The sequence below is a fragment of the Bradyrhizobium sp. LB14.3 genome (genome assembly GCF_040547985.1).
In the GTDB taxonomy this organism is placed as follows: Bacteria; Pseudomonadota; Alphaproteobacteria; order Rhizobiales; family Xanthobacteraceae; genus Bradyrhizobium.
This window is the reverse complement of the sequence record NZ_JBEPQT010000002.1, coordinates 683,543-697,257: the sequence shown is the minus strand read 5'-3', so window position 1 is coordinate 697,257 and position 13,715 is coordinate 683,543. Positions and strand designations below refer to the sequence as shown.

Annotated in this window: 14 protein-coding genes; 3 read left to right on the top strand and 11 right to left on the bottom strand. The window is 62.3% G+C overall.

Features of this window, described 5'->3' with window-relative positions:
* Window positions 1-781: 781 nt before the first annotated feature.
* The 6 genes from ABIB00_RS07135 to ABIB00_RS07110 form a co-directional block, all read right to left on the bottom strand.
* The gene (locus ABIB00_RS07135; protein ID WP_354103845.1) at window positions 782-961 is read right to left on the bottom strand and encodes a hypothetical protein; all 180 of its coding nucleotides are present in this window, start codon (window positions 959-961) and stop codon (window positions 782-784) included.
* Between the two features lie 243 nt (window positions 962-1,204).
* On the bottom strand, window positions 1,205-2,347 hold the full coding sequence (locus ABIB00_RS07130; protein WP_354103844.1) for an ABC transporter substrate-binding protein: 1,143 nt from the start codon (window positions 2,345-2,347) through the stop codon (window positions 1,205-1,207).
* Between the two features lie 23 nt (window positions 2,348-2,370).
* Window positions 2,371-3,348, bottom strand: a complete 978-nt coding sequence (locus ABIB00_RS07125) for a branched-chain amino acid ABC transporter permease (protein ID WP_354103843.1) — start codon at window positions 3,346-3,348, stop codon at window positions 2,371-2,373.
* Complete coding sequence (locus ABIB00_RS07120) at window positions 3,345-4,199, bottom strand: branched-chain amino acid ABC transporter permease (protein ID WP_354103842.1); 855 nt, start codon at window positions 4,197-4,199, stop codon at window positions 3,345-3,347. Before ABIB00_RS07120 ends, ABIB00_RS07125 begins: the two co-directional genes overlap by 4 nt.
* A complete protein-coding gene (locus tag ABIB00_RS07115; protein ID WP_354103841.1) occupies window positions 4,196-4,936 on the bottom strand; it encodes an ABC transporter ATP-binding protein in 741 nt (246 codons plus the stop codon). Before ABIB00_RS07115 ends, ABIB00_RS07120 begins: the two co-directional genes overlap by 4 nt.
* Complete coding sequence (locus ABIB00_RS07110; protein ID WP_354103840.1) at window positions 4,933-5,739, bottom strand: ABC transporter ATP-binding protein; 807 nt, start codon at window positions 5,737-5,739, stop codon at window positions 4,933-4,935. Before ABIB00_RS07110 ends, ABIB00_RS07115 begins: the two co-directional genes overlap by 4 nt.
* 662 nt (window positions 5,740-6,401) lie before the next feature.
* On the opposite strand from ABIB00_RS07110, the gene ABIB00_RS07105 reads away from it, so the two are divergent.
* Together ABIB00_RS07105 and dusA are read left to right on the top strand one after the other, a co-directional pair.
* Entirely contained in the window at window positions 6,402-7,109 is a 708-nt protein-coding gene (locus tag ABIB00_RS07105; RefSeq protein ID WP_354103839.1) for a GAF domain-containing protein, read from the top strand.
* A gap of 84 nt (window positions 7,110-7,193) precedes the next feature.
* A complete protein-coding gene (gene dusA / locus ABIB00_RS07100) occupies window positions 7,194-8,189 on the top strand; it encodes a tRNA dihydrouridine(20/20a) synthase DusA (protein ID WP_354103870.1) in 996 nt (331 codons plus the stop codon).
* Between the two features lie 123 nt (window positions 8,190-8,312).
* On the opposite strand, the gene ABIB00_RS07095 is transcribed toward dusA, so the two are convergent.
* The 5 genes from ABIB00_RS07095 to ABIB00_RS07075 all read right to left on the bottom strand — a co-directional run bounded on the left by ABIB00_RS07095 (window position 8,313) and on the right by ABIB00_RS07075 (window position 13,049).
* Entirely contained in the window at window positions 8,313-8,867 is a 555-nt protein-coding gene (locus tag ABIB00_RS07095; protein ID WP_354103838.1) for a TIGR02281 family clan AA aspartic protease, read from the bottom strand.
* A 28-nt stretch (window positions 8,868-8,895) separates the two neighbouring features.
* The gene (locus tag ABIB00_RS07090; protein ID WP_354103837.1) at window positions 8,896-9,099 is read right to left on the bottom strand and encodes a DUF1289 domain-containing protein; all 204 of its coding nucleotides are present in this window, start codon (window positions 9,097-9,099) and stop codon (window positions 8,896-8,898) included.
* A 44-nt stretch (window positions 9,100-9,143) separates the two neighbouring features.
* Entirely contained in the window at window positions 9,144-10,739 is a 1,596-nt protein-coding gene (locus tag ABIB00_RS07085; RefSeq protein ID WP_247340857.1) for a sensor histidine kinase, read from the bottom strand.
* Window positions 10,740-10,876: 137 nt separating this feature from the next.
* A complete protein-coding gene (nhaD, locus tag ABIB00_RS07080; protein ID WP_354103836.1) occupies window positions 10,877-12,154 on the bottom strand; it encodes a sodium:proton antiporter NhaD in 1,278 nt (425 codons plus the stop codon).
* 22 nt (window positions 12,155-12,176) lie between these two features.
* Window positions 12,177-13,049 carry an NAD(P)-dependent oxidoreductase gene (locus ABIB00_RS07075; RefSeq protein WP_354103835.1) on the bottom strand — a complete coding sequence of 291 codons (873 nt, stop codon included), beginning with the start codon at window positions 13,047-13,049 and terminating at the stop codon, window positions 12,177-12,179.
* Window positions 13,050-13,246: 197 nt separating this feature from the next.
* On the opposite strand from ABIB00_RS07075, the gene ABIB00_RS07070 reads away from it, so the two are divergent.
* Window positions 13,247-13,684 carry a VOC family protein gene (locus tag ABIB00_RS07070; RefSeq protein WP_354103834.1) on the top strand — a complete coding sequence of 146 codons (438 nt, stop codon included), beginning with the start codon at window positions 13,247-13,249 and terminating at the stop codon, window positions 13,682-13,684.
* Window positions 13,685-13,715: the final 31 nt, after the last annotated feature.

Below are 13,715 nucleotides of genomic sequence, written 5' to 3'. Positions count from 1 at the left end.
GGAGCTTTGGTGTAGGGACGTGCAGCGAGGTCCGCCGCACTGGCGGGAGCCGACAGGCCCAAAACTAGTGTTCCGGCTGCGGCAACTAAAAGCTTTTTCATGCGAGTGTCTCCCCAGAAACGAGTTCAATGAATCGGTGTATTCGCCCACCTGCAAGAGGATCGTAATTTGGTCAGGTGCACGTGGCTGTAGCTGAGTTGCAACACTCGCAGTTCAAAGCGAGGCCGGATTCTCGATACACATGAACTAGTTACAGGAACTGAATGTGCGGCAGCGTGCACATGGGCACCCTTGCGGAACAGTGACCGAGCGTTGGGCACAAGGGTGTTGTGTGACCTAAGGTGGAAGCGACGCTAGCGCAGCTGTCCCTGTCGTTCCCGACAGGTGCGCGCCGTCCTGACACGGCATGATCGCGGCTAAAGGACGGAGGCATTGCTGTGCGGCGCTACTATTTTCCGATCATCCACAATGGTCAAATACAGGCGGACGATGCAGGGGGATGTTTGGCTCCGCTGAACTAGCGGTCCAATACGGCGAGCGTGTCGCTCGGGATATCTCCAGCGATCCCGAGTACGACCGTGGTACGGGCAGGTCGTAGTCGCAGTTGACGCCTCCGGTATTGAAATCGGGCGGCGCGCGGTTGATAGTCTTGCTTGTTGCTGCGGTGATCCGATGTCGTGGTCCCAGCTCTTCACGTAACCGTTGACGCGCGCGAAAATCGCCGCCCGGTTGAACGGCTGGATATTGCCGGGCAATGTCGTCTGATGCGAGCCGCCGGGGATCAGCGCGGCCACCGCAACGTTGGGATGGCATGGGTGTTGGTCCAGTCCACCACCTCCTGCTTGCTCTGCGCGCGGCCGATCAATCCGTAGCTGAGCACGAGCCCAACCATAAGGACGGCGGCAGCCGCAGCGGTCAGGAGGCCTTTTCGGCCTGGCGCTTTGATGTCTTCCGCGGGCATTTGTTTCTCCACTCAATGCGAGGGATTGCGCGATTGGACGGCGACCTCCACGGAAGCACCGGCCGAAGCCAGACGCGCAAATCGATCCGACGCAGAATTCTCGACTTGCGGAGGCAATCGACCATGCTGAAGAGACGGAACTAGTACTGCCAACAAGACGGTGAGTGCACCTCACGCTCCGGTTGGTCGAGGCGGCCGCCACGGGATGTGGCGGGCTTAGAAGTGTCCAGTGCGCGTGCGAAGCTATTGCTGCAGCGCCTCGAGCTTGGCGTTCTTGCCGTCGACTACCTTGAACACAACATAGTGCGGCTGCATTTGCCCGTTCGGCAGGAACTGGACGTCGCCGAACACCGTCCCCTTGACTGGCTTCCCGCGGATCGCGTCCGCAACGGTCTTGCGATCAAGCGACTTTGTAGACTCCACCGCCTGCGCCCACACCTGCACGGCGGCGGCGCCCAGCGCGGCGCTCTTGTCGGGAGCGGCCCCATAGGCCTTCGTATAGGCGGCCACGAAGGCTTTACTCTCCGGAATGGTCGTGAACGGCGGCAGGTCGGGGAAGAAGATGTCCGCTGAGATCACGCCGTTATTGGCATCGCCGGCCACCTTGAACACCGTAGTCAGCATGATGCCGACGGCGCCGACGAAGGTCGAGTTGATGTCGGCCTGGCGGTACTGCTCGACCATCGCTGGCAGGCCCGAAGAATTCGAGGAGTTAGTGACGATGACCGCGTCCGGGATGGCGCCCTTTAGATTGGTAAGCTGGACGCGGAAATCAGTATCCTTGAATGCGAACTTCTCGGTCATGACGACTTGGCCGGAAAAATTCAGCTTCTTGAACTCGGCTTCGACGGCGGATTGGAAACCGTTGCCGTAGACGTCGTTCTGAGTCAGGAAAGCCACCTTTTTGGCTTTCATGGTCTCGACGACATATTTGGCGATCACGGCAGCGTCAAAGCCGTTCGAGCTGTTGATCCGGATCGCGTACGGATTGGTCTCGCCGCTGAGGATCAGCTCCGATTTCGACACCGCTGTGATATCCAACACGTTGCCACGAGCGAGGATCGGTTGCATCGCGAGCGTTACTGGTGAGTTCCACCCTTCGATGACGACGTCGGCCTTCTCGGCAATCATTTCGTTGGCTCGGCTGACGCCGACCGCGGGCGTACTCTCGTCGTCCTTGGAGATCATCGTGAGCTTGCGGCCGAGCAGGCCGCCCTTATCGTTGATCTGCTGCACCATCAACTTGACCGCATTGGTCACGGTCTGTCCGTCCGGGCCAGCGCCGCCGCTCAGCGGAAAGATAGTGCCGACCTTGATGTCCTGCGCCATCGCTGGCATCGATGCGAGACCCGCCAGCAGCGCGAGAGCCAGTTTCGTCTTGTGCATGCAATTCCTCCCAATATGTGTCTTCAGGACTTCTTGGTAATATGGCGATAAAGGCCCACGAGACCGGTGGGCCAGAAGATCAGGACCAGTGCGAGCACGGATCCCAGCACGATCTTGTTCCAGTCACCGCCGAGCGAGAACAGGTTCTGCTGGGCGATCAGGAGTGCGGTGCCGATCAGGGGCCCCAGCAGGATGCGGCGTCCGACCAGCACGATGGCGGTGAGCATCAGGACCAGAAAGTAGGACTCGAACATGTCCGGGCCGACATAGGCGCGCTGATACGCGTACAGCCAGCCGGCGAGCCCCGTGATCGGCGCGGATATCACGAATACTGCGAGCCTGATCCGGCGTGGATCGACGCCAAGGCTCGCGGCGAGTGCCGGGTTCATCTGCACCATCAGCGCAGTGGTGCCGAGGCGGGAGCGACGAAAGCGTGCGATGAAGGCCAAAGTCAACACAAGCAGGGCGAAGGCGATCGGCCAGAGATCCTCTTGCATCGCGCCGGAGAAATTCGTGAAGATCAAAGGTAGCTTCAGTGGCGGAATGCCGACGATGCCATCCGAACCGCCCACCGCGTCCCAGTTGAAGGTAATCTCGTAGGCGACGACCGCTGCCGCGTAGGTCACGAGCGAGAAAACGAATTCGCGCGTGCGCAAGGTGACTGCGCCGAGGAAGGCAGCGGCCGCGAGGCACAGCACGATTGTGGTCGCAGCCGTGATCCACCCGTTGACGCCGTAGCTGACCGAGAGGTTCGCGGCTGCATAGCCGCCGATGGCCCAAAACACGGTGTGTCCGAGGCTGACCTCGCCGAGATAGGACAGAATGATATCGGCACCGTAGCACATTACCGCGAAGATCGCGATCGTGGTCAGTGTCGAATAGGCAACCGAGGTGCCGCCGAGCAGGCGCGGCAGGAAGAAGCCGATCACGACGGAAGCCGCGGTCGCGAGCAGGCGCAGGAACGGCATCGAGGCCGGCCGAGGGGATTCGATCGCGGTCATCTGGTCGCAAGCCCCGCGGGACGGATCACTAGCAAAGCCAGCAGTAGCGCAAAGGCGGCCGCCGTCGTGTAGGCTGGCGCAATGAATGCGCCGAAGAAAGCCGTGAACAGGCCGAGCCCGAGGCCGGCCGCGAGCGCGCCGCCGATCGAACCGATGCCGCCTAGCACGACAACGACGAAGGTCATGATGACCTCGTTAAAGCCCATGCTGGTCAAGATCGGTGAACGGGGCGCAACCAGCGCCGCGCCGAGCGCGACCGCAGAACATTCGAACATGAAGACGAGGAGATAGACTGTCTTGGCGTTGATCCCGAACAGCTCCGCGAGCTTGGGGTCCTCGGCGACGGCGCGAATGACCGCGCCGAAGCGGGTGCGCTGCGTGAATACCCAAACGGCGCCATAGAGCAAAATCGTCACGACAAGCACCAGCACGTCCTGCCAGGTGAACCACAGCGGACCAAGATCCACCTTGGCGCGCGCCAATGTTCCGGGAAGGATCTGGGGATTGCCGCCGAAGATCAGGGCACTTACGCCCTGGAGGACATAGCCGAGCCCGAGCGTTACGATCATCAGGCTGGTCAGGTTCTGTGTCATCACTAGGCGCATCATCGCACTTTGCATCAAGAGGCCGGTTGCTCCGAGCACGATGATAGCCACGAGAATGGCGAGCGGATAGGACAGACCTAGCTTGGTGATCGCGTACCAGGTGACGAACGCGCCGAGCATATAGAGCTGACCATGGGCGAAATTCACGAGGCGCGCGACGCCGAGCAAAATGGTCCAGCCGAGCGCAATGCAGGCGTAGCCGGAACCGAGCACGATGCCATTGATGATCTGCTGCGCGATGTTCATGTCGGCGGATCCGCGATGGTGCCGAGATAGGCCTCGATGATGCGGTGATCGCTAGCCATTACGGCGGCCGCACCTTCGCCGACCACCCGGCCGCGTTCCAGCAGATAGAGATGATCGACCACCTTGAGCGCCGCTTTCACATTCTGCTCGACCAGCAGCACCGGCAGCCCGCGATCGACCAGCAGGCGGATGCGGGAGAGCAGGTCGGTGATAAGTCGAGGCGCGAGCCCTGCGGAAGGTTCATCCAGCATCAGCACGCGCGGTCCTGCGAGCAGGGCACGCCCGACCGCAAGCATCTGCCGCTCGCCGCCGGATAATGCCGCGCCTTTGTGCGAGCGGCGTTCTGCGAGGCGGGGAAAGAAGTCAAAGACCTCATGGGTGGTAAAGAGGTGTCTGCCGGTCGTGTCACCGGGCGGGCGCACAAGCGCGAGATTCTCGTCAACTGTCAGCTGGGCAAAAATGTTCTTGCCTTCCGGCACCAACGTGAGGCCACGTCCGACGCGCTCGTGGGCGGCGAGCTTCTCGATGTTGCGACCCTCGAGCTGGACGTGACCCGTTACAATGGCGAGGCCGCGTGACCAGCCGGCAAGCGCGTTGACCAGCGTGGTCTTGCCGGCACCGTTGGCGCCGACTAGGCCGACCATCCGGCCGAGTGGAACGTCGATATTGACGCCTGATACCGCAACATTGCCAGCGTAGCGGATCGAGAGATTGTCGCTGCTCAGCACGCCGGTCATTCGTCGCGCCCCAGATAGGCTTCGCGGACCCGGGCATCGCATTGGATGTCGGCCGGCGTTCCCGTCGCCAGCATCGCGCCCTGATCGATCATGACGATGCGGTCGGCGATGGACATGATCAGGTCCATGTGGTGCTCGATCACGACAAGGGCGAGCCCGCGCTTGCGCAACTCCATCAGGACATCGGCGAGCTTTTTCATGTCGCCCCCGCTGAGGCCGGCGGCCGGCTCATCCAGCAGCAGCACTTTCGCGCCGGTGCCATAGGCAAGCGCCACTGAAAGCAACCGCTGCACGCCGTAGGGAATGTCGCCCGGAAGCTGCTCATGGTACGGCCTTGGGATGCCGAAGGAGTCGAGTAATTGTGCCGCGGCGATCTCGGCGGTACGGCGGGTCGTGGCCTCGCGCCAGGGTACGAAGAGGGACGTGACTAAGTTCGTCGAGAAGTTCCGGAAGATCGCCGAAATGGCATTCTGTAGGACCGTCAACTCGCCGAAGAACGAGTTCTGCTGGAACGTTCGGCGCAGGCCGCGGCTGGCGAGATCGAATGTTTGGAGCGCGGAGACGTCGCTGCTGTCGAGAAAGGCACGGCCCCGATACGTCACGGCATTCGTAACGGCTGCAAAGCAGGTACTTTTGCCGGCGCCGTTCGGGCCAATGATGCCGAGGATCTCGTTGCTATGAACCGACCAGCTCACGTCGCGCAGCGCGACCAGCGCGCCGTACTGGACGGTCAGGCCTTCGACGCGCAGCACCTCGCCGGTACTCGTGCGCGTTTCCCCGGAACTTGCCACCCGGCTGTCCATCCCTTGTTGTCCTGATCGCAGCAGTGGCGATCGGTCTTATTGGCGGGCAACTAACGGAGCAATCGATGCGGGATCAAATCCCGGGAGAGAAGCTGCCTCGCAAGGGCATCGTATTGCTGACAGACAGCGAAAACTTGTGCTGACTGGTTGCCTTCGACAGCCTGGGGTCGCTACGGCGTGCCGCTCAACCTGCGCGGCAAAAAGCTGGTCCGCCGGCAAGCTCCTGCAGAACTGTCGCTCGAGCACTCGCCTATGTCGGATGCGAATACCGCCGCGCGGCCCAGACGATCGAATGACCTAGCACCTCATTAAGATGTCCTAAAGCATCAATTCTAACTTGTTGTTTCCCTGGACTCACTAGGATGATTGTGGGGGAGACCAACCACGAACTCATGTTCGCGGCACTGAACGCCACGAACGAAGCCATTCTACGTTCGGCGAACAGCTACCAAAGAGTTCGTGATGCTGCGGTCCATGGCGGCCACATTCGAGTTACAGCTATCCTCTTCCCAAACAATACGGGGTCGCTCGATGTCGTCGCTGCAACGAGCGAGACAGGGTTCATTCCGCAAATCAGCATTTGAGTCGATGAGGCTTCAGTCCACGGCCACGGACTTGCGGGACGGGCATATCGCTCCGGGCGCCCCGCTCTCAGCAATGACGTGGTTCGTGATGAAACGTTGAACCCGTGGCGAGAGCATTCGATTGCCTGCGGCGTCAGTTCAACCTTGGCGGTCCCGATTGTCCAGCGCTCGCGAAGCATTGGCGTTTTTCTTTTCTGCTTCGCAGCAGCCAACTCTATCACGAACGAAATAAGCGCGCTCCTCGAACGCGTTGTCGAGAATGTCGCATTCGCTCTCGAAAGGTTCGAGAGGGCCGAACGGCAAAAGGAAGCCGAGTGCGCGCAGCGCGAGGCCGAGAACAAAGAAGCTGCGTTGCACCGCATGTACATCGCGTTTTGCAAGACAAACGAAGGCCATGATGCGGGCTGGGTCAGGGAAGAACTCTATGATCTTGTTTGCGAGGCAGCGGTTCTGGGCGGGCATTTTACTTCGACGACAATTGCCTTGGCTCAGCCGGACGATCACTTGTTGAAGGCCGTATCAACTAAGGGGCAAAATGCCGATCGGGTCGCCCCGCCTGGGGACCGCAGCTCGCAAGTTTTCTTGCTCTATTGCCTCCAAAACTACGACTGCACCTGTTCTGCCCTCGGCATGGTGAGAGCGGCTCATTATTTTGCGGCCGAAGCGAACGGGATCGGTAGAAGGGTCCAAAGCAGCACGGTACTGCGGAAGCTCATCCGGTACTGCAACGCAGTACCGACGTGTTCTAAAGCGCTGGGAAGCCTTCTAAATAAGCACTTGAAATGAAAGGAAAATGCCTCGAATGTTAGATTGAAATCTCTGTCGGCCCAAAAACAGCAACTACCTACCGAGAACGAAAAGCGAAATAACATCAATATGTTATCGCATCGATTTTGTATTGCACCCATGATGGATTGGACCGACCGGCATTGCAGGGTGTTCCACCGTCACCTGACGAGGCGGGCGCTGCTTTATACGGAGATGCTGACCACTGGCGCCATCATCCATGGTGACCGGGAGCGGCTGCTTGGGTTCGACAGGGTCGAGCACCCAGTGGCGCTTCAGCTCGGCGGGTCGGATCCGCGCGAGCTCGCGCTGGCCGCGCGGATCGGCGAGGAGTTCGGCTATGACGAGATCAACCTCAATGTCGGTTGCCCCTCCGATCGCGTGAAGGACGGCCGTTTCGGCGCTTGCCTCATGGCGGAGCCTGATCTCGTGGCGGGGTGCGTCGAGGCGATGAAGCGTGCGGTTGCCGTGCCGGTCACCGTGAAGTGCCGCATCGGCATCGACGACCAGGATCCGGAAATCGCGCTCGACAAGCTTGCGCGCGCGGTCGTCGCGTCCGGCTGCGATGCGCTGATCGTGCATGCCCGGAAAGCATGGCTCAACGGTTTGTCGCCGAAGGAGAATCGCGACATCCCGCCGCTCGACTATGATCGCGTCTATCGCCTCAAGCGCGCGATGCCTGACGTGCCCATCATCATCAACGGCGGCATCCCTGGCATCGACGAGGCGAGAGCACATCTCGAACACGTCGACGGCGTGATGCTCGGCCGCGCCGCCTATCAGGAGCCATGGCGGCTGCTCTCGGTCGATCAGGACATTTTCGGCGAGGCGGCGCCGCATGCCTCGATGCAGGATGCGATCGAGGCGATGATGGCCTACATCGAGCAGCAGCTCGCGCGCGGCACGCGGCTGCACGCCATCACGCGGCATTTCGTCGGCGCATTCCACGCCGTTCCCGGCGCGCGCGCCTTCCGCCGCCATCTTTCCGAGCAGGGGGTGAAGCCGGGCGCCGGCCTCGAGGTGCTGCGCGATGCGATCGCGCGTGTCGGTGCACGCGCGCCGGCAGAGGCGGCAGCCTAGCCGTAGTCATGAAGAGCCGGATTGCAGTCCGCGGCGCGCCGCTTGATGTTGCGTCCGTGATCGATGGCAGCCCGCGTGATCGCGTCTGTCGGCAGTGGCGGCGCGGCTGCTCCCGTGGGGAGTCTAGTCGACTGCCAGACGCGAGCGGCGGTGACCGGTCTGGAGCTCCGGATAGCCGGTGAGCTTCAGCTTGTCGGCGCGCACGCCCCAGCTCTCCAGGCGGTCGAGGAAGCTCATGCCGAGCAGGTTCGTCTTCATCTGCCCGCGCTGAACGACGAGGGCCGGCACCGACTTCTCGACGAGGTGGCCGACGGAGAGGCGCTCAAGCGTGAGGCGGGCCGCCTTGGTGTGGCCGCCCGCGGTTTCGAGATCGATGTCGTATTCGAGCATCTCGAGCGGCAGCCCGATCGCTTTCGCGGTTTCCCAGGTCAGCACCACCGAGGTCGCGCCGGTGTCGATGACCATCGGTGCGGCGACGCCGTTGATCTTCGCGCGCAACGCGAATTCGCCGCCCTGGCCGCGCTGGATCTGCACGGCGGGGGCAGGCGATGCGGTCTGTGTGCGAAAGATGTGCGAGACCCTGCTGCTCGCGCGCGCGAGCTGGTCGGAATCGCCATAGGCAACGACGGCACCCGCCGTGCCGGCGAGCATGATGAGAACGAGCAGGAAGCGGATCATCGCGCACCCCCGGATGCGCGCCGGCCGGTCAAGTGCGTTTCGGCGATCCCGCGAGGGGCGCAAGTCCAGCCTGATTCATGCGCACCGGCAACAGCGCCATGACCGCCAGCCGTTCCGCGCTTTCCATAGCATGCCAGCGCGCGATCTCCGGCAAGGTGCGTCCGCAGCCGAAGCACAGTTTTGTCTTGGGATCGATCATGCAGACGGCGACGCACGGCGTTTCTTTGCTCATTCGGGCATAGTGAGGGATCGTCGGGCATGTCTGCAAGCATCTCGTTACGAGCCTGTACCTGCGCTCATGATCGGCTTGTTACGCGGCCTGCGCTTCTCGTCCGCCACCGCGGAACTGTCCGGCTGAAGCGGCGGAGAATCATCCGACATCGGCGCCAGCGCGCTCATCACGCGCTCGGGCGGGAAGGTAACGATCACCTCGGTGCCGATGCGCAGCTTCGATTTCAGCGTGAACGTACCGCCATGCAGGTCGATTAGATTTTTTGCGATCGGCAGGCCGAGACCCGCGCCCTGTTCGGCCGACTTGATCGAGTTGGAGCCTTGGCCGAACGAGGCGAGCACGACCGGGATCTCGTCCTCGGGGATTCCGGAGCCGGAATCCTTCACCGAGAGATATTGTCCGCCCGAGGCCGTCCAGCCCGCCTTGAGCCAGATCTCGCCGCCCTGCGGCGTGAACTTGATCGAGTTGGAGAGCAGGTTGAGCACGACCTGGCGGATCGCGCGCTCGTCGGCCCAGAGCCGCGGCATCGCCTGCTCGAACACCTCGTGGATGGTGATGCCGCGGCTCGAGGCGCGCAGCTTCATCAAATGATGGCAGTCGGCGACAATGCCGACCAGCGAGACCGCTTCCTCGTTGAGTTCGTAACGGCCGGCCTCGATCCGCGACAGGTCGAGGATCTCGTTGATGAGATTGAGCAGGTGGACGCCGGAATTATGGATGTCCCCGGAATACTCCTTGTAGACGGGCACGGCATGCGCGCCAAAAATCTCGCTCTTCATCACCTCGGAGAAGCCGAGGATCGCGTTCAGCGGCGTGCGCAGTTCGTGGCTCATCTGCGCGAGAAAGCGCGACTTGGCGACATTGGCGGATTCGGCGCGGTGACGGGCTTCGTCCGAGATCGCCTTGGCCTGTTCGAGCTCGCCGATCAGCGCGTCCTTCTCGGCGCGCGCCTCGAGCGTGGCGAAGGTCGAGGAGTGCAGGCGGTGCGCCAGCAGCACGAAATAGCCTTCGGCGGCGAGCGCGAGCCCGGCCAGGATGTAATTGTCCAGCGAGCCGGTCATCACAAAACTCAGCGCCATCGCGACCGCGACCGGAGCCGTGGCGGCAAGGGCCGCGATCGGCAGATTGGCCGCCAGCATGCTCGATACTGCGATGACCAGCAGCATCAGGAACATCATCAGCGTTTCCGTGACCAAGTCGAGCACGGGATGGATCAGGATCGCCATCCAGCATAGGCCATAGAGCAGGTCGAGCACGACGAAGCGCGTCCGCCAGGCGCGCGTCGCGGTTGGCGAGGAGGGCGCGGCCAGGAAGCGGTGGCAACTGCGGATCATCGCTGCGTGGATGCAGAGCATTCCGGCGGTCCAGGCTGCGGCCGGGATCGGCTGCATCCACAGCCCGAACAGCACGCCGGTGGCAACGACCAGCAGCATCGCGACATAGGAGGCCGACAGCCGCGTCTGGGCATATTGGCGCAGCATCTCGGCGTCGAAAGCCGGCCGGGTTCCGCTGGTCGACGTTAACTTGTCGCGCGCCTCGCGCACCCGCTGCGCCGCAGCCCTTCGGCTGCTCGCCGACGGCGCGCTCACCGGCTCGGCCGGAAGCTGGACAACCTCGGGCTTTTCAGCGGGTTTACTCATCGCACAACAACAATTCCTGCCCGCGCGAGGCGGGCCTTCTGCATTGTCTATCTCTGGCAAGAAATCCTTAAGAGGTGACTTAAGGAGCTAAAGAATTACGTTAAGCCGGCGTTAATTTTGGATCCGGCCTGAGTAGCTCATTGCAGCACCGCATGCTGCGCGATGTACACCACGGCTCCCGCCAGATACCCGGCGAGCGCGGGGACGGCGATGCGGCGGGCATACCAGAGGAACTCGATGCGCTCGAGCCCCATGGCGGCGACGCCTGCGGCCGAGCCGATGATCAGGATCGAACCGCCGGTGCCGGCGCAATAGGCGATGAACTCCCAGAGGAAGCTGTCGGGCGGATAGTGGCCGAGGTCGTACATGCCCATGGTCGCGGCCACCAGCGGCACGTTGTCGATGACGGCGCTCAGCAGGCCAAGCGCGATGACGATGAGATCCTGGCGACCGATCGCGGCGTCCAGCCATTTGGCCAGCATGGAGAGCAGGCCGGCATGTTCGAGGCTGGCGACCGCGAGTAAGATCCCGAGGAAAAACACGATCGAGCCCATGTCGATCCGCGTCAGCGCATGCGCAAGCGTGAGCGGGCCACGGACATGCTCATCCTTGTTGCGATGAAGAATCTCGCCGACCAACCACACGATGCCAAGCCCGAGCAGGACGCCCATGAAGGGCGGCAGGTGCGTGACCGTCTTGAAGACGGGCACCGCGATCAGTACGCCGAGTCCGAGATAGAACATCACGTTCCGCTCGAGCGGATCGACGCTCTGCAATCCGTCCTCTTTCGGCGGCGGCGCGATGGTCTTGCCCTTGAGTGAAAAGCTGATGAATGCGAGCGGCACCAGCAGGTTGAGCAGCGAGGGCAGGAACACCGCGCCCATGATTTTCAGGGGCGAGATCTGTCCGCCTATCCACAGCATGGTCGTGGTGACGTCGCCGATCACGGTCCATGCACCGCCGGCGTTTGCGGCGATGACGATGAGGGAGGCGAACAGCAGGCGGTCGTCGCGCTTGGCGATCAGCCGCTGGATCAGCGAGACCATGACGATGGTGGTGGTCAGATTGTCGAGGATCGCACTGAGGAAGAAGGTCACGAAGCCAATCAGCCATATCAGACGGATCTGGCTGGTCGTGCTGATGCGGGAGGTGATGACCTCGAAACCGTCATGGGCGTCGATGACCTCGACGATGGTCATCGCGCCAATCAGGAAGAACACGATCTGCGCGGTGGAGGCGACGGACTCATCAAGCTGACGGCTGACCAGCGTGTGGTCGCCCGTCGCGAGCGCGTAGATTGTCCAGAGCACGCCCGCGCCGAGCAGCGCAGACGCGCTCTTGTTCACCCCGATCGGATGCTCGAGCGCGATCGCCGCATAGGCGAGGACGAAGATTGCGGCGAGTGCGATCAGCAAGGCAGGATCACTTCATCAGGTGTCAGCGATTAAGGCGCGCGAGCAGGCTCGACGTGTCCCAGCGCTTGCCGCCCATCTTCTCGACTTCGGCGTAGAACTGGTCGACCAGCGCGGTGACCGGCAGATTGGCGCCGTTGCGGCGGGCTTCGGCCAGCGAGATCGAGAGGTCCTTGCGCATCCATTCGACCGCGAAGCCGAAATCGTACTTGTCGTCGTTCATGGTCTTGTAGCGGTTCTCCATCTGCCAGGACTGAGCCGCGCCTTTTGAGATGGTCTCGATCACGGCGGCGACGTCGAGGCCGCTCTTCTTGGCGAAGTGGATACCCTCGGAGAGTCCCTGAACCAGGCCTGCGATGCAAATCTGGTTGACCATTTTGGTCAGCTGGCCCGAGCCGGCCGGCCCGAGCAGTTTGCACATTCGCGCATAGGCGCCTGTGATGATTGGCTCGGCGCCGGAATAGGCATCCTGGGCGCCGCCGCACATCACGGTCAGCACGCCGTTCTCGGCGCCGGCCTGGCCGCCGGACACGGGTGCGTCGATGAACTTGAAGCCGGCCTTGGTCGCGGCAGCATCAAGCTCACGCGCGACCTCGGCGGAGGCGGTGGTGTGGTCGACGAAGGTCGCGCCCTTTTTCACGCCGGCGAACGCGCCGTCGGCGCCGATCGTGACCGCGCGCAGATCATTGTCGTTGCCAACGCAGCACATCACGAAATCCTGGCCCTCGGCTGCAGCCTTCGGCGTCGCCGCGGTCTTGCCGCCAAACTTGTCCGCCCATTCCTTCGCCTTGGCCGCGGTGCGGTTGTAGACGGTGACCTCATGGCCCCCTTTTTTCACGAGGTGTCCGGCCATGGGGAAGCCCATGACGCCGAGACCGAGGAAAGCGACTTTAGCCATGTGGGGTACCTTGTCCGTAGTTCGGGTGTTACGGTTTTTTGCCGGGCGAGGGGGCGCCAATCGACGCCCTCAAAAGTTCCGCCATTGCGGCAGATCGCGCGCACCATAAACCGTTGAGGCCGGAGGGCAACGGCTTCGTTCGATGCCCTCCTGTGCTAGGATGGCGGACCTAAGGACTTCAAAAAGGGAGCGAAAGCATGGGCGGCGTAAGCGTGGGCGTGCTCGATCATTTCAACATCCGGACCCGGAATCTGGCCGCGACAGTCCGCTTCTACGAGGAGGTGCTGGGCCTGGAAAATGGCGCCCGGCCGAATTTCGCCTTCCCCGGCGCCTGGATGTACAGCGAGGGCAGGCCGGTGGTGCACCTCGTCGATATTTCGCCGACTGCCGAGCCACAAAAGCCGGATTCCGGCGTTGTTCACCACGTCGCCTTCGCCAGCCGCGGATTTGACGGGATGAAGCAGCGGCTGGCCTCAAAGGGGATGAAGTTCGACTCCCGCCAGGTGCCCGGCGGCGACCTCTGGCAGATCTTCGTCTACGACCCCAATGGGGTCATGATCGAGCTGAATTACGAGGCAGCCACGGAGCAGGGGGCGGCGTCCGCCGAGATGGCTGGCGATATCGGCAGGCGGTAGCCTTTTGGGCGTTTCCGCTCTAATGGGGCAT